Here is a 17,173-nt window from a genome sequence, read left to right on the forward strand (position 1 = left end):
AGAAAGTCAAGGAAATTTTAAATTACACATTTAGTCTAGGATAAAGCCTACAAACTAAAAAACAATGTTTAGTTAAAAACCAGCTAAATGTTAAAATAATTTTTAAATTTGTAATAAATGAAAAAAGTAATTCACAAATCAATGGCAATCTTTATGGCTTGCGTGGTGCTTGTTACCACGATGTCATTTACTGTGGATATGCATTATTGTGGGGACAATTTGGTCGATTTCAGTTTATTCTCAAAAGCTGAAGGTTGCGGAATGGAAAAAGCGCAACCTACCAAAACTTGTGAGAATCCTAAAATGACTGAGAAATCTTGTTGTACTGACCAGCAAATTGTCAAGGAAGGCAAAGACGACCTTAAAATATCTTTTGACACACTTTCATTCGAGCAGCAAACGTTCATCGCTGCTTTTACCTATTCTTATATAAACCTTTTTGAAGGAACCGAATCTGAAGAAGTTCCTTTCAACGATTACCCGCGACCCTTTGTCAAACGGGATGTGCAAGTGCTGCACCAGACTTTCTTAATTTGATTTGTTAGATTTTTTGAATGAAGCCCAACAGCTACGCTGTAGTGGGCTAAAACTCGTGTTTGCCATTTTCTGCCACACGTATTTCCAAAACTCTAATAATCAAATGCTATGCTGAATAAGAGCATTAAATTTCTCATAGAAAACAAACTTGTCGCCGTTCTACTACTCGCCCTATTTGTGGGTTGGGGCGTGGTCAACGCACCCTTCAATTGGGAAACAGGCTTTTTGCCTACAGACCCAGTATCCGTTGATGCCATACCTGATATTGGCGAGAACCAACAAATTGTTTTTACCAAGTGGCAAGGTCGCTCGCCACAGGATATTGAAGACCAAATCACATATCCGCTTACCACTTCGCTTCTTGGTATTCCAGGCGTGAAAACCATCCGTAGTTCTTCGATGTTTGGGTTTTCCAGCATCTATATCATTTTTGAAGAAGACATCGAGTTCTATTGGTCACGCAGTCGCATTCTTGAAAAATTGAACTCGCTTCCTGCAAATCTCTTGCCCGATGGTGTCAATCCATCACTTGGGCCAGATGCCACAGGACTCGGACAGATATTTTGGTACACGCTGGAAGGTCGCGATAAAGACGGCAACGTAACTGGCGGATGGGATTTACAGGAATTGCGTAGCATTCAGGATTACTATGTGAAATATGGATTATCCTCTGCAAGCGGTGTTTCTGAAGTAGCATCCATAGGTGGCTATGTTCAGGAATATCAAGTGGATATCGACCCAGAAAAAATGCGTCAATACAACGTGAGTATGGGCGATGTGGTCAAGGCCGTCAAGCAAAGCAATCAAGATATAGGCGCACAAACGCTCGAAATCAATCAAGCGGAATATCTCGTACGCGGATTGGGTTACGTAAAATCCATAGCAGATATTGAATATGCAGTTGTAGATTCTGAAAACTTTACATCCATACGCATCAAAGATGTGGCAAATGTCCATTTGGGACCAGCTGCAAGACGTGGCATTCTCGATAAGGAAGGTGCCGAAGTTGTAGGTGGTGTTATAGTCGCTCGCTATGGTGCAAATCCGCTGGAAGTCATCAATAATGTCAAAGCACAAATTGCCGAAATAAGCTCTGGACTTCCAACCAAAACTTTATCAGATGGTCGCACTTCGCAAGTGACTATCGTGCCGTTTTACGACCGTACCGAACTCATTCAGGAAACTTTGGGTACGCTAAACGAAGCCCTGACTTTGGAAATCTTGATTACCATTTTAGTTATTATCATTATGGTGTTCAATCTACGTGCATCCATCCTTATTTCAGGATTATTGCCCGTGGCCGTCTTGATGGTTTTTATCACGATGAAGCTCTTTAATGTAGATGCAAACATCGTCGCACTTTCTGGTATCGCCATTGCCATCGGAACTATGGTGGACGTGGGCGTGATACTCGCCGAAAATATGATACGGCACTTGGAAGATGAAAAGTTGCGGCTTAATGAAAACGGTAAGGAATACACCACAAACGAAATCATCTACAACGCAACTGCAGAAGTTTCTGGTGCTATTCTAACGGCAGTTTTAACGACAATCATCAGTTTTCTGCCTGTATTCACAATGATTGGTGCCGAAGGAAAACTGTTCCGCCCGCTTGCTTTTACCAAAACAATGGCACTCACGGCATCACTCATCATTGCGCTATTTCTCATTCCACCCATTGCGGCATTCCTGTTCCGCAAGACGAGTGTACGAGAACGTACACAGTACGCCATCAATGGTTTACTTATTTTGTTAGGAATTCTCGCCATCGTTTACGGCTTTTGGCTGGGGCTTATTCTTATTGCCTTTGCTACAACATCATTTTTAAAGATGCGTGGTGCGCTTTCGCGAAAGCGTAAGAATCTATATGACATCATCATTTCATCGGTTGCCATCGTATTCTTGCTCGCTACCTACTGGCGACCTTTGGGCTTTGACCGAAGCATCGTGATGAACCTAATATTTGTTTCCATTATCTGTTTTGGACTGCTTGGTGCGTTCTCAATTTTCAGGATTTACTATGAACGTATTTTGAAATGGGCACTTCAGAACCGATATCTATTCTTAATCGTTCCGGCTACGGTGCTCACGTTGGGTATCATTATTATGCGAAACACAGGCAAAGAGTTTATGCCAGCGCTGAATGAAGGTTCATTCTTGCTGATGCCTACATCCTTACCACACGCAGGTGTTGAAGAAAACAAACGTGTGTTGCAACAGCTCGATATGGCGGTGGCGAGCATTCCTGAAATCGAAACTGTGGTGGGAAAAGCTGGAAGAACGGAAAGCGCACTCGACCCAGCACCACTCTCGATGTATGAGAATGTCATTCAGTATAAATCTGAATATATGCGGAATAGTTCTGGCGAGCGACAACGCTATAAGGTCAATGACGATGGATTGTTTGTACTGAAGAATAACAAATTCATTATCAACCCAAATAATGAGATAGATGAAGACGTCAACTATGCCGAAACATCGCTCAAAACGACTGCCACACGCAAAGAGTTGATTGAAGATGACGATGGCGAATACTATCGAAACTGGCGACCGGACATCAAGAGTCCTGATGATATTTGGAACGAGATTGTACGAGTGACCAAGTTGCCAGGCGTGACATCTGCACCCAAGTTGCAACCCATCGAAACCCGATTGGTAATGCTACAAACGGGAATGCGGGCACCTATGGGCATCAAGGTAAAAGGACCCGATTTAAAGTCCATAGAAAACTTTGGACTGGAATTGGAAGACATCTTGAAACAAGCTGAAGGCGTCAAGGAACAAGCTGTTTTTGCAGACCGAATCGTGGGCAAGCCCTACTTGCTTATTGATATTAAGCGAGACCAATTGGCTCGATATGGCATATCCATTATAGATGTTCAGGAAATCCTGCAAGTAGCCGTGGGCGGAATGCCACTCACGCAAACCGTGGAAGGTCGGGAACGTTATGCCGTGCGCGTGCGTTATCCAAGAGAATTACGGGCAAATCCAGACGACCTTAAAAATATCTACGTTCCTGTAGAAAAAGGCAGTCCTGTACCGCTGGGCGAATTGGTCGAAATTCGATACGAGCAAGGACCACAAGTCATTAAGAGTGAAGACACATTTCTAATTGGCTACGTGCTGTTTGACAAACTCGACGGCTTTGCCGAAGTAGATGTGGTAGAAAATGCTCAAGCGCTGATTCAACAAAATATTGATAACGGTTCGCTGGTCGTACCACAAGGTGTTAGCTATCGCTTTACGGGTACTTATGAAAATCAGTTGCGGGCAGAGAAAACCTTATCGGTTGTCGTACCACTCTGTTTGCTGGTTATTTTCTTGATTTTGTATTTCCAATTCAGGTCGGTTTCTACATCGCTTATGGTGTTTACTGCCATCGCCGTGGCCTTTGCAGGTGGTTTCATTATGATATGGCTTTATGGTCAGGAATGGTTTTTCAACTTCGGCTTTTTCGGCGAAAATCTGCGGGATTTGTTCAATATGAAAACTATCAATTTAAGTGTGGCCGTTTGGGTAGGTTTTATTGCCCTTTTCGGGATCGCAACGGATGATGGTGTAGTAATGGCCACCTATTTAGACCAATCTTTTAAAAGCAACGAACCAGACAATAAAAAGGGCATTCGTCTCGCCACTTTGGAAGCCGCAGGTAAACGTATTCGTCCGTGTTTGATGACTACTGTAACTACGGTGTTGGCATTACTTCCTGTACTCACATCCACAGGCAAGGGAAGCGATATAATGATACCGATGGCGATACCCATTTTTGGCGGAATGATAATCGACGTTACGTCCTATTTTCTACTGCCAGTCCTATACAGTTGGAAAAAGGAATACCAACTTAAAAAAGCAAACAGATGAAAAAATTAAAATATATACTCGTGTTTTTGTTTGTTTCCGCTGAAGTTCATACTGAGCGAAGACGAAGTGCGAAAGCCCGCCTGAACGCCTTGGTGATTTTAGCGTTGCTTCTTGTCGGAATCGGCGGGCAGGCGCAACAACTACAATCCTACATCCAAGAAGCTGAAGCGAACAATCCAGAAATTCAAGCTTTTGAACTGCGCTATAATATCGCCGAAGAAAAGGTAAACGAAGCCAACTGGATTCCCAATACCGAAGTAAGTGCTGGCTACTTTGTGAGCGAGCCTGAAACCAGAGTTGGCGCACAACGTGCACGGATAGGTGTAAAACAGATGTTGCCGTGGTTTGGTACTATTACCGCTCGTGAAAATTATGCCACCGCAATGGCAGATGCCGAATATGTGGACATCACGATTGCAAAGCGCAAGCTCGCACTTTCGGTCGCACAATCCTATTATAGCCTGTATTCTATACGTGCCAAGCAAGCTGTGCTGGATGAAAATATACAGCTTCTGGAAACCTACGAGCAACTTGCACTCACGTCTGTAGAAGTAGGAAAAGCGAGTGCCGTAGACGTGTTGCGACTTCAGATTAGACAAAATGAATTACAACAACAAAAGGAAGTGCTGGAAGAAGAATTTAGAGCAGAACAAACGGCTTTCAACAATTTACTCAACCGCGAATCAATGATGACTGTTGACGTAGTTCCAGAAATGGAAATTCCGCAGGAAGACCCTTTTTATGACAATGAAGCGCTTGCACTCAACCCTGAACTGCTCAAATATGACAAACTTTATGAATCGGTGGCACAATCTGAACTGCTCAACCAGCGTGAGAGTTTGCCTATGATTGGTTTTGGCGTGGATTATTTGCCCGTAACGGAACGCAGCGATGTCAACTTCAACGATAATGGGAAAGATGTATTGATGCCTATGGTGTCAGTTTCCATACCCATTTTCAACAACCGCTACAAATCCATTTCAAAACAAAATGAACTGCGACAGCAAGAAATAGAGACCCAAAGGGAACAGCGATTGAATGTGCTGGAATCCGCTTTCGCGAAAGCGCAATCGCAACGCAACCAAGCTCGCATCGCTTACAACACACAAGTCCGTAACCTGAAACAAGCCCAAGATGCCGAAGAAATTCTGGTAAAAAATTATGAAACTGGCACTATAGATTTTAATGATGTGCTGGACATTCAGGAATTGCAGTTGAAGTTTCAAATGAATCAAATTGAGTCGGTACAACGGTACTATGTGCAATCGGCCATTATTAACTATTTAATCAACTAGTTATGGTCAAGGATTTTTACATAAAAAATATGGTTTGTGATAGATGTATCAAGGTGCTCAAATCTGAAATTGAATCGCAGGGCATTGAACTAAAAGAAATTGAATTGGGACGTGTAAAACTTGACATCAAGAACGACGATGAGCGATATGCCTTTAAGGAAATTCTGAGTAATAACGGCTTCGCAATTATCGATTCTGCTGAGGATACACTAACTGAGCAGGTGAAAATTATTCTTATAAAAATGATGGAAAATCTACCCATCCAACTAAGCGACAAATTATCTAAGCACCTATCAGAAAAATTACATCAAGACTATTCAAAAATCAGTAAGGTATTCTCATTCACACAAGGAAATACCATTGAAAAATACTTCATTAAACTGAAAATCGAAAAGGTCAAGGAACTCATACAAACACAGGAAAAGAATTTTACCGAGATAAGTCAACTATTGGATTATAGCCATATCAATCATTTGAGTAGACAATTTAAGACCGAAACAGGAATGAGCTTAACGACCTATAAAAAGCAACAGCAAAATTTTAGGAATTCATTAGACCAAATTTTATAGATAAGAACCAAGATTATGACACAACTCGCTGAAAAACAGCTTTAATTTTGGTAAAAATTAAAAATAAATATGAAAAAACTACTAATATTTTTCTTAATACTATTTGGATTTGCAATGCAAGCACAAAAACCAGACAATCCTTTTGTGGCCAACAAATCCGAAGAAAATGTTGATAATTGGCCAGAACGTGTCTATGATTTAACTATTGATTATGAGACTGTAAACTACACGGGTAAAGATGTAAAAGCGATGACCTTTAATGGTAGTATTCCTGGTCCAACTTTAGAATTTAATGAAGGGGAATTTGCTATTATTAACGTAACCAATAAAATGGATGTAGAAACATCTGTGCACTGGCACGGTTTAATACTTCCACATTTTTACGATGGTGTACCTTATCTAAATACACCACCTATTAAGCCAGGCGAAACTCAACAGTACAAATTTGCGCTCAAACAATCTGGAACTTATTGGTATCACTCACATACGGGATTGCAAGAGCAACGTGGTGTTTATGGCTCAATTCAAATCAATCCTAAAGAGACCACATTAGAGTATGATAAAGATTTGGTACTCGTACTTTCGGACTGGATGGATGAAAATCCTAAAACACAACTCCGTAACTTAAAACGAGGTAATGAATGGTACCTCATTAAGAAAAATCAAGTACAAAGTTGGGATAAAGTAATCGCCAGAGGTGCTGTTGGAGCTAAGTTGAAAATGATGTGGCAACGTATGCCAGATATGGCTATACTTGACAATTACTACGATTATTTTTTTATAAATGGAAAACCTGAACAGAACTATACTGATTTTAAACCTGGTGAAAAGGTAAGGGTACGTTTTGTAAATGCAGCTGCTGCCACTTATTTCTGGCTTACATTCGGTGGCGAAGACCCTACGCTAGTAGCAGCGGATGGGTTAGATGTTGTTCCTGTACCACACAATAAAACATTAATCGGAGTTGCCGAAACATATGACTTTATAGTAACTATTCCAGAAAGCGGAAAGCTGGAAATCCTTGCAACTTCACAAGACGGTTCTGGTAAAGCATCTACCTTTTTAGGAACAGGCAATACATTGAAAGCTCCAGAAGTTCCTAGACCTGATTTGATTAAACAGATGCAAGAGATGATGTCAATGGATATGAAAATGGGAGCCCCAGCAGTTAAGTTCAACCCTTCAAAAAATGATAGTATTGAAAAAATGAAGAAATACGCAATGAAGATGGATGGAATGCAAATGGATGGAATGAATATGAAAGATGACAAAATGCAGATGGATGGGATGCAGAAAGATAAAGATTCCATCAAAATGAAAGACAACGGTATGGCTCATCAGGATATGAAAATGAAGGAAGATAAGATGCAAATGGATGGTGGAATGAAAATGGGCTATATGGTTCCAAAAGACAAAGTGATAGGTGATAATATGAAAACAGGTGGTAATCCTGAATTTAATTATCACTATTTAAAAGCGCCAGAAAGTACCGAATTTGACGAAGACAGACCTACACGTGAGATGCTATTTAACCTAACTGGTAATATGAACCGATATGTATGGTCAATAAACGGAGTACCACTTTCAGAAACCGATAAAATAAAAATCAATCAGGGAGAAGTTGTACGAATAACGCTTAACAATATGACAATGATGCACCACCCAATGCATCTACACGGACACTTTTTTAGGGTACTTAATGAAAATGGTGAGCGCAGTCCATTAAAACACACGGTTAATGTTGCACCGATGCAAAAGGTAGTCATTGAGTTTGCTGCGGATGAAAAGGGTGATTGGTATTTTCATTGTCACGTTCTATATCATGTAAACAGTGGTATGGCTAGAATTTTTAGCTACGATACACCACGAGATGAACGATTAGAAGGATATCCTTTGACCAATCTTACCAATGAGGCAAATCATATGTTCACTTGGGGAGAAGTCACTGGGGCAAGCCATATGACAGAATTATATTATACGGCAACGAACATTCGTAATCAGTTTACCTTAAGAGGAGAATATGGCTGGAATGAAAATTTAGAAGCAGAGTTTACATACGAGCGTTGGCTCAATAGTTATTTCAGGGTTTTTGGAGGCGTAAATGTTGAAAACGAAGGCGTGGATAGCCTTGAAGAAATATCTACCACAGGTGTCGTAGGTGTTCGTTATTTGCTTCCACTTCTAATCGATTCCGATTTACGGATTGATAACAAGTTACGTCCTACTATCTCTTTTGCGACAGCGACTATGATATTTAGAAATGTTGCTCTTTATGGTGAGTATGAATACCAAATGGATTTTGGTTGGGTAAATGATTTTGAAGAAGGGACTGATTTTGAAGAAGAAACGACTTGGCAAGTAGGCCTTGAATATGTACTGAGTAGAGATTTCTCTTTAATGGGAAGCTATGACAACCGTTTTGGATGGGGTGGCGGACTTTCATTAAGATTTTAAAACAATAATTAACTTAAATAAACAACAAAGATGAAAAAAGTAAAAAGAACACTAGGTATGATGGCACTTGCTGCTACAACGGTACTAACGGTTTCCTGCAAAGATGTAAACAAGAACGAACCGGCTGCACCTATGAGTAATGAGATGCATCAAGAGTCTATGGATGACAAAGACGATATGGCGATGAATGACAACCAAGATGCAAAAGCAGAAGCAATCTTGAATGACTATTTCAACTTAAAAGATGCGTTAGTAGGAGACGATAATGATAAGGCGAAAGAATTGGGAAATACATTGGCTCAATCTCTTAAATCTTTTGACGCATCAAACTATTCTGATAATGAAACATCAGAATTAAATGACATTATCGAAGATGCCACAGAACACGCAGAACACATTTCAGAAAGTGATATCAAGCATCAGCGTGAACATTTTAAGATATTAAGTAAGGATGTAACCGATATGGTGGCAATTACTGGTACAAAGACTAAACTTTACGAGCAATTTTGCCCTATGTACGATGGTGGTACAGCGTGGTTGAGCAAAGAAGAAAATGTATTGAATCCCTATTATGGAAGTTCAATGTTGAGATGTGGTAAAGTACAGCGAGAAATCAACTAATTGAAGTATTTAAAAATCATAGCGTGGCTTTCACTTGTGGCATTGGTAGTGATCCAGCTCTTTCCAGTAACCTTGAACGAGAGCGATACTGTACCACAAAATGATTTTATGATAGTAAATCAAGTACCTGCAACGATTAAAAATCAGTTGCAGGTTTCTTGCTATGATTGCCATAGCAACAATACAGAGTATCCGTGGTACAGCAAGATACAGCCTGCCGCTTGGTATCTGGAGGACCACATACAGGAAGGAAAGGATGAACTTAATTTTAATGAATGGGACACCTATTCCAGCCGAAGGAAAAACAGCAAGTTGCGTTCTATTATAAAACAAATAGAAAGCGGCGAAATGCCGATGGATAGTTACGAGCTCATTCACGGTGATGCGCGAATGGACAGTACCGCAGTAAAAGAAATTATAGGCTATATGGATAGCTTAAGAGAAGATTAAGTCCTGATACGGGAAAAGTAATTTTCATTGATGGTTGGTTAGAACCTTTCTCGTATCAGGCACAAATACAGTAATTATAAAAATGGAACTAGAAAAAATAGACTCATTTTACAAGCAGCTTTTTCGCAAAGCTGGACTTACAATAGCTGTAATTCTGGTAGTTGCATTTGTAGATATAGGTCTTATTTCTAACATTGAGTATAATTGGAATGTATGGATGGTATTTATGCTTACTGTTGTAAAAATATTCTTCATTGTGCATCTTTCTTTCAGCCAACTTGTAAAAATTATAAGTCAAAGCCATTTACTTAGTCACGTACTTGTTCTATTTACCTTATTAATAGGTTTAATCATCTTTTCTTTTGCAAGCGACTTCGCAGCATTACACCTCATAGATGACAATAATTTTAAGAGCAACTATGATATAAATAGTTCTATCTGGACGGTGTTCTTTGAGTATTTCTACTTGAGTATTATAACATTTTCATCTGTTGGATACGGAGATATAGTTCCAGTTTCTATAGTGGCTAAATCGACAGTGATTTTGGAAGTGGGATTGCGATTCTTTGTGCTTGTCTTTGGAATCGCAAATGTTAATCAGATTAAAATAAATCAAGAATGAAACACACATATCAAATACAAGGAATGTCTTGTAAAGGTTGTCTGAGAACGGTAAAAAGTGCGTTATCAGATGTTGTAGGAGTTACAGACGTAGCTATTGATTTTGAAAATCAAACGGCTACCATTGAGATGGAGCAACACATTGAAATTGAAGAATTTGAAAATGCGGTCCAAGAGAGAAAGGCTAAATATCATATACATCCAATCAAACCTGATGGAATCAAAACGCGCACTTATCCCATAAATGGTATGACGTGTAATGGTTGCAGAGCACACGTAGAAAAGACTTTATCACAAGTTGACGGTGTCTTAGATGTTACCGTCGATTTAGAAAAAGCTGAAGCCTTCATAGATATGAAAAGTATCATTCCGTATGAAACTTTTCAGGAGGTTTTAAAAAACGATGGAGATACCTACACTATTTATAAAGCTGGACAACGTCACACTACCGAAGTCGAAAAACAAAAACCACAACCCAAAGGCAAAGGAACGGGAACGTTCTATTGTCCGATGCATTGCGAGGGCGATAAAACCTATGACCAACCAGGCGACTGTCCTGTTTGCGGAATGGATTTGGTTGAAGAAGTTAACCTAACGGTTACTTCCGACACGCAATATACCTGCCCGATGCATCCCGAAATCGTAAAAGACGAACCGGGAAGCTGTCCCATTTGCGGAATGGATTTGGTCCCTATGGAACCCGACTTGTCCGCAGAAGAAAAAACCTATAAAAAACTGCTAAAAAAGTTCTGGATAGCGGTCGCATTCACATTGCCCATTTTTATCATCGCAATGTCCGAAATGCTGCCCAAAAATCCACTCTACGATATTTTGGAACTGAAATATTGGAATTGGATTCAATTTGCTCTTTCAATACCTGTGGTATTCTACGCCACTTGGATGTTTTTTGAACGCGCCTACCGCAGTATCAAAACTTGGAACTTAAATATGTTTACGCTTATCGGAATCGGTGCAGGCGTTGCTTGGCTCTTTAGTGTGTTCGGAATGCTCGTGCCCGATTTTTTCCCTAACCAATTCAAGACCGAAGCGGGTACGGTTCACGTCTATTTTGAGGCGGCTACGGTGATTCTAACTTTGGTGCTACTTGGTCAAGTCCTCGAAGCTCGTGCGCATAGCAAGACCAATTCAGCAGTCAAGGAACTTTTAAAATTAGCACCGAATAAGGCAGTTAAGTTGGTTGATGGCGAAGAACAGGAAGTAGCCATCGATGAAATTGAATTGGGTGACATTCTGCGTGTGAAGCCGGGCGATAAGATTCCCGTGGATGGGGTGATTACCGAAGGCGAAACTTCCATCGATGAATCGATGATTACAGGCGAACCTATTCCAGTAAACAAATCTACCGATGATAAAGTAAGTAGCGGAACTATCAATGGCAATCAGTCCTTTTTGATGAAAGCTGAAAAGGTAGGTTCCGATACCTTGTTATCACAGATTATACAGATGGTCAACGATGCCAGTCGTAGCCGTGCACCCATCCAAAAGTTGGCCGATACCGTTTCGGGATATTTCGTACCAATCGTTGTTATAATCGCTGTTGTTACATTTGCCGTTTGGGCAATTTGGGGTCCAGAACCCGCTTACGTTTATGCTTTGGTCAATGCCATTGCCGTATTGATTATCGCCTGTCCGTGTGCTTTGGGACTTGCGACACCAATGTCCGTAATGGTCGGTGTTGGTAAAGGCGCACAAAATGGTGTGCTTATCAAAAATGCCGAAGCTCTTGAAAAAATGGATAAAGTAGATACTCTCATTATCGATAAGACCGGAACGATAACTGAAGGAAAGCCTACAGTTGAGAAAATGGGATCTTTCGACAACGGTTTTACGGAAAGCGAAGTGCTACAATTTATTGTTTCCCTTAACAGCCAAAGTGAACATCCGCTCGCAGAAGCCACCGTAAAATATGGAAAAGAACAAAACTCAGAGTTTTTAAACGCAGATGGATTCAATGCAGTTACCGGAAAAGGGGTTGAAGGTAAAGTGAATAGTAAGGAAGTGGCTTTAGGTAACGCCAAAATGATGGAACAGGCAAATGCCACACTTACCGCAGCTATGGAAAACGAGGCACAATCCTACCAAAAACAAGGTAAGACGGTTTCCTATCTCGCTGTTGAAAGTCAAGTTGTAGGCTACGTGGTCATAGGTGACAAAATAAAGGAAACGAGCTCAAAAGCTATCAAGGATTTGCAGGATAAGGGAATTGCAGTCATAATGCTTACGGGCGATAATCACGACACCGCCAAAGCTGTCGCCGATGAACTTAACCTTGCCGATTTTCAAGCAAGTATGCTTCCAGAGAACAAGCTACAGGAAGTCGAGAAATTACAAGAGCAAGGCAAGGTGGTTGCAATGGCAGGTGACGGCATCAACGATGCACCTGCACTCGCTAAAAGTGATGTAGGTATCGCTATGGGAACAGGTACGGATGTTGCCATTGAAAGTGCGGCCATTACCTTGGTCAAAGGCGATTTACACGGTATCGTAAAGGCAAGAAACCTAAGTGATGCAGTAATGCGCAATATCAAACAAAACCTCTTTTTTGCAATGATTTATAACACGCTGGGTATCCCGATTGCAGCAGGACTACTGTATCCGTTTTTCGGAATACTCTTATCCCCAATGATTGCGGCTTTGGCAATGAGCTTTAGTTCGGTTTCAGTAATTGCCAACTCATTACGTCTAAAAAGTAAAAACATATAATCTAACTAATTGAATACTTATGAAATATAAAATTTTGATAATCCTATTGGTACTTGTTGTCAGCGGATGTAAAAACGAAGAAAAGAACAATTCAGAAATAGGGACAGAACACAATCATACCCAAAGTGAACCTAAATCCGAGAACAAAAAATCCCTTAGTCCACATACATCGGCAATGGCGATGATAGGTGATGCACATATTCATATAGATTATTCGTCGCCAGGTGTAAGGGATAGAATTATTTTCGGTGGACTGTTGGCTTACGACCAAGTCTGGCAGGCTGGTGCCCATATGGCTACTTGGCTGGAAACAAATAAGGATTTAGAAATTGACGGTAAAGAATTGAAAGCTGGGAAATATGGATTTTTTGTAATTCCGAATCAAAAAGAATGGACTGTCATTTTCAACAGGAACTGGAACCAACACGGTAAGGACGACTATGATGCGAGCGATGATGCATTACGATTTAAAGTAACACCTAAAATTTCCGAAGAAATCAAGGAACATTTAGAGTATAAAGTAAACAAAACAACAGAGACTTCAGGAACAATCTCAATGAGTTGGGAAAAAGTCACGATTGAGTTTCCTTTTGAAATAAAATAATATGGTGAACAGAAAAACAGCGAAATGGATTAGAAAAGCGCACCGCTATTTGGGTATCTTTTTAGGTATTCAGTTTCTGATGTGGACGATTAGTGGGATGTATTTCAGTTGGACGGACATCGACGAAATCCACGGTGACCATTTTAAGAAATCGGCACCGGTGCAGACCTCTTTTGATAATTTGCTCGGTACATCCCAACTGGCTACAAAAGAATCCGTAAAATCTTTGGAACTACTGGAAATCGCAAATGAACCTTATTATTGGATTAATGAAGCACAGCTTTATAATGCAAGAACGGGACAAAGGAAAAATGGAATTTCTAAAGAAGAGGCACAACAAGTTGCAAATAGGTATATGTTGGACGATTTAGAAATAGCAAAAATTCAATTAGTCGATTCTGTAGGGTCACATCACGAATATCGCGGTCGCCCACTTCCAGCTTATGAAATCTTGTATGAGACACCACAAAATTTAAAAGCCTATGTGGCGGTTGAAAATGGCGCTTTTCAAACGGTGAGACACAGGGATTGGCGCTGGTTTGATTTTCTTTGGATGACCCATACAATGGATTATCAGGGAAGGGATAATTTCAACACGTTGTTGTTAAGGGCATTTTCACTTTTGGGATTGATAACCGTATTGAGTGGTTTCGTTTTGTGGTATATCAGTTCCCCATCAATCAGAAAACTAGAAAAGAAGATTAAATAATTAATAACAAAAAAACCAAAAATTATGAATTCAAACGAACACGAAAACAAGAACAAAGGAATGAGCCAATACACTAAATTCTTCCTTATGCTAGGGTCATCATTTATAGCAATGTACATCACAATGTATTTAAATACCTACGAGTTTGACCACGTGTGGTTCAGTCTTACACGATTTTATATGGTGTGTCTAGGAATAGCTACTATGGCTGTTATTATGTTGTTATTTATGCTGAATATGTATAAAGACAAGAAAAAGAATATTGCAATTCTCGCAGGTAGTGTTATATTGTTTTTGGGAGCATTAGGACTAGTACGCGACCAAAAATCCACTGTGGGCGACGTACTGTGGATGAAAGCAATGATACCGCACCATTCTATAGCAATTTTAACAAGTGAGCGTGCAGATATTAAAGACCCAGAAGTAAAAAAACTAGCAGAAGACATTATTAAGGCACAACGTAAGGAAATTGCAGAGATGAAAGCAATGATTGAACGTCTAGAAAACGAAAAATAAGATTATGAATAAGAATATTTTATATATAGCAATAGCCGTTATCATAGGTTTGGGCGCTGGCTGGCTAATTTTTGGAAATAGCTCAGACAATGCAGCAAATAAGGATACGTCTGATATGTCCGATCAACACGACCATTCTGGCGAGAGTGCAGACCAGATGTGGACGTGCTCAATGCATCCACAGATTATGCAACCAGAAGCTGGCGATTGTCCTATATGTGGAATGGACTTAATCCCTGCTGAAGCTGGTGCTGAAGGTCTCGCAGCAAACGAGATAAAAATGACCGAAAATGCTATGGCATTAGCAAATATTCAAACCACTATCGTGGGCAATGCAGAAGCCAGCGATGATGATGGGATGACATCCCTTTCTGGAAAAATAGCTGCTAATGAAGAAAACAATACTGTGCAAGCCAGCTATTTCAAAGGAAGAATAGAAAGACTCAACGTCAACTATGAAGGTCAACAAGTAAATCGTGGTCAGCTGCTCGCAACCATTTACGCACCAGACCTTGTAGCGGCACAACAGGAATTGATTACCGCAGCATCGTTGAAAGAATCGCAACCCGCTTTGTATAAAGCAGTTCGCAATAAACTCAAAAACTGGAAACTTTCAGATACACAAATCAATGCTATTGAAGAAAGTGGAACGGTACGAGAGAATTTCCCGATTTATGCAACGGTTTCCGGAACGGTTTCAGAAGTAATGGCAGCACAAGGCGATTATGTAAATCAAGGACAGCCTATTGTGAAGTTGAGCAACCTCAATTCGGTTTGGGCAGAATTTGATGCCTATGAAAATCAAATAGCGCTATTCAACGTTAGGCAAAAAATCAACATCACGACCAATGCCTATCCAAATAAAGAATTTGAGGGAACAATTTCATTTATTGACCCAATTTTAAATAATGCTACAAGAACGGTAACGGTACGTGCAACCCTTCAAAATAGAGACGACCTATTTAAACCAGGAATGTTTGTTACAGGTAAGGTTAAAGGCGCAACACAAACTATGGAAAACACCCTTACCGTGCCTGCAAGTGCTGTGTTATGGACGGGCGAGCGCTCATTGGTATATGTGAAAACCAATCCTAACGAGCCTGTATTTGAAATGCACGAAGTAACCTTGGGCAATCGCTCTGGCGAAACTTACCAAGTATCGGCCGGATTAAATAATGGCGATGAAATTGTTACCAATGGAACATTTACAGTAGATGCAGCGGCACAGTTACAGGGTAAAAAATCAATGATGAATCAGCAAATGATGCAGGACGAATCAGCAATGATGGGCGATATGGAAATGAGTTTCAGCAATGCGTTTAGTTCTGATTTCGACAAAGCATTACCATCATATCTCAAAATGAAAGATGCCCTTGTAGCAAGCGATGCAAGTCAAGTTTCCGCTTTCGCGAAAGCGACATCATTAAAATTAAAAGCAATATCGACTGATGATTTAAGTACGATGGAAAAACAACACTTAACCAAAAGTATTGAGATGCTGGATGCCGTTGCAAACAATGATAATCTGGAAAACCAGCGCGCTCACTTCGTCATTCTAAACGAGAATATCGTGCCTATTGCAATGAGCATAAAAAACTCGATAAATTATTACATTCAGAAATGCCCTATGGCAAATAACAATAAAGGTGCGGTATGGCTAAGTATGGAAGAAGAAATAAGAAATCCATACTATGGCGATGCAATGTTGACTTGCGGAAGTGTGATTGATTCGTTGTAAAAATCATTTGCAACACAGTTGCACCAAAAAAATTTTATCTTTGCATTGTGAAAGTTGTAGCAATCATTTTATCGTTTTATTTCTTGGCACTCAATGTAGTGCCTTGTAGCGATGCGGCAAATAGAGCTGATGATACCCAAGTAGTTTCAGTAATCGATATTGATGGCGACCACGACCAAGACTGTGAGTTATGCTCGCCTTTTTGCCAATGCCATTGTTGTCACGTTCACACGATAAATTTTGGGCTTGTTGCATTTCAACCGCTACAGCCTGCTATTCCTCAAGAATTCTTTGCCCATTTCGATGACCTTGGCAAAGATATTCCCCATTCCCTTTTTCAGCCACCTCGGGCATAATTCAGTTTTCATAGGATAACTATATCCTTTTTTGAAGTTTTCCTAATGGGAATGCTCAACTATGTTTTTGCTACGCGAAAACGCAAACTCGTTTTTTAACTGAATTAATACATTAATC

General features: G+C 40.2%; 14 protein-coding genes. All 14 read left to right on the forward strand.

All coding sequences use genetic code 11. The annotated features are described in order from the left end of the window. The first annotated feature begins 117 nt into the window (after window positions 1-117). The 14 genes from ACWGOQ_RS14815 (at window position 118) to ACWGOQ_RS14880 (ending at window position 17,055) form a co-directional block, all read left to right on the forward strand. Window positions 118-537, forward strand: a complete 420-nt coding sequence (locus ACWGOQ_RS14815; protein ID WP_452058850.1) for an HYC_CC_PP family protein — start codon at window positions 118-120, stop codon at window positions 535-537. 108 nt (window positions 538-645) lie between these two features. Further along, window positions 646-4,398 (forward strand): efflux RND transporter permease subunit, encoded by a 3,753-nt coding sequence (locus ACWGOQ_RS14820; RefSeq protein WP_452058849.1) that lies wholly within the window; start codon window positions 646-648, stop codon window positions 4,396-4,398. Next, complete coding sequence (locus ACWGOQ_RS14825) at window positions 4,395-5,693, forward strand: TolC family protein (protein ID WP_452058848.1); 1,299 nt, start codon at window positions 4,395-4,397, stop codon at window positions 5,691-5,693. The genes ACWGOQ_RS14820 and ACWGOQ_RS14825 overlap by 4 nt, the downstream gene beginning before the upstream one ends. Window positions 5,694-5,695: 2 nt before the next feature. Next, window positions 5,696-6,262, forward strand: coding sequence for a helix-turn-helix domain-containing protein (locus ACWGOQ_RS14830; RefSeq protein WP_015361352.1), 567 nt, complete (start codon window positions 5,696-5,698; stop codon window positions 6,260-6,262). Window positions 6,263-6,331: 69 nt separating this feature from the next. Further along, window positions 6,332-8,716 (forward strand): multicopper oxidase domain-containing protein, encoded by a 2,385-nt coding sequence (locus ACWGOQ_RS14835; RefSeq protein WP_015361353.1) that lies wholly within the window; start codon window positions 6,332-6,334, stop codon window positions 8,714-8,716. A 30-nt stretch (window positions 8,717-8,746) separates the two neighbouring features. Then, complete coding sequence (locus ACWGOQ_RS14840; protein ID WP_015361354.1) at window positions 8,747-9,337, forward strand: DUF3347 domain-containing protein; 591 nt, start codon at window positions 8,747-8,749, stop codon at window positions 9,335-9,337. Continuing rightward, complete coding sequence (locus tag ACWGOQ_RS14845; protein WP_339337541.1) at window positions 9,338-9,787, forward strand: heme-binding domain-containing protein; 450 nt, start codon at window positions 9,338-9,340, stop codon at window positions 9,785-9,787. It abuts the gene before it with no gap. 82 nt (window positions 9,788-9,869) lie between these two features. After that, on the forward strand, window positions 9,870-10,409 hold the full coding sequence (locus tag ACWGOQ_RS14850) for an ion channel (protein WP_013750626.1): 540 nt from the start codon (window positions 9,870-9,872) through the stop codon (window positions 10,407-10,409). Then, window positions 10,406-13,132: a heavy metal translocating P-type ATPase gene (locus ACWGOQ_RS14855; protein ID WP_452058847.1), complete on the forward strand. Its 2,727-nt coding sequence runs from the start codon at window positions 10,406-10,408 to the stop codon at window positions 13,130-13,132. The genes ACWGOQ_RS14850 and ACWGOQ_RS14855 overlap by 4 nt, the downstream gene beginning before the upstream one ends. A 19-nt stretch (window positions 13,133-13,151) precedes the next feature. Then, entirely contained in the window at window positions 13,152-13,736 is a 585-nt protein-coding gene (locus tag ACWGOQ_RS14860; RefSeq protein ID WP_041566900.1) for a DUF2911 domain-containing protein, read from the forward strand. Between the two features lies 1 nt (window position 13,737). Further along, complete coding sequence (locus ACWGOQ_RS14865) at window positions 13,738-14,445, forward strand: PepSY domain-containing protein (RefSeq protein ID WP_015361358.1); 708 nt, start codon at window positions 13,738-13,740, stop codon at window positions 14,443-14,445. Window positions 14,446-14,469: 24 nt separating this feature from the next. Continuing rightward, window positions 14,470-14,961, forward strand: coding sequence for a DUF305 domain-containing protein (locus ACWGOQ_RS14870; RefSeq protein ID WP_174270037.1), 492 nt, complete (start codon window positions 14,470-14,472; stop codon window positions 14,959-14,961). A gap of 4 nt (window positions 14,962-14,965) precedes the next feature. Next, window positions 14,966-16,699 carry an efflux RND transporter periplasmic adaptor subunit gene (locus ACWGOQ_RS14875; RefSeq protein WP_015361360.1) on the forward strand — a complete coding sequence of 578 codons (1,734 nt, stop codon included), beginning with the start codon at window positions 14,966-14,968 and terminating at the stop codon, window positions 16,697-16,699. Between the two features lie 47 nt (window positions 16,700-16,746). After that, on the forward strand, window positions 16,747-17,055 hold the full coding sequence (locus ACWGOQ_RS14880; RefSeq protein WP_452058846.1) for a DUF6660 family protein: 309 nt from the start codon (window positions 16,747-16,749) through the stop codon (window positions 17,053-17,055). Window positions 17,056-17,173 lie beyond the last annotated feature (118 nt).

It is taken from the genome of Aquimarina ulvae (genome assembly GCF_053613295.3).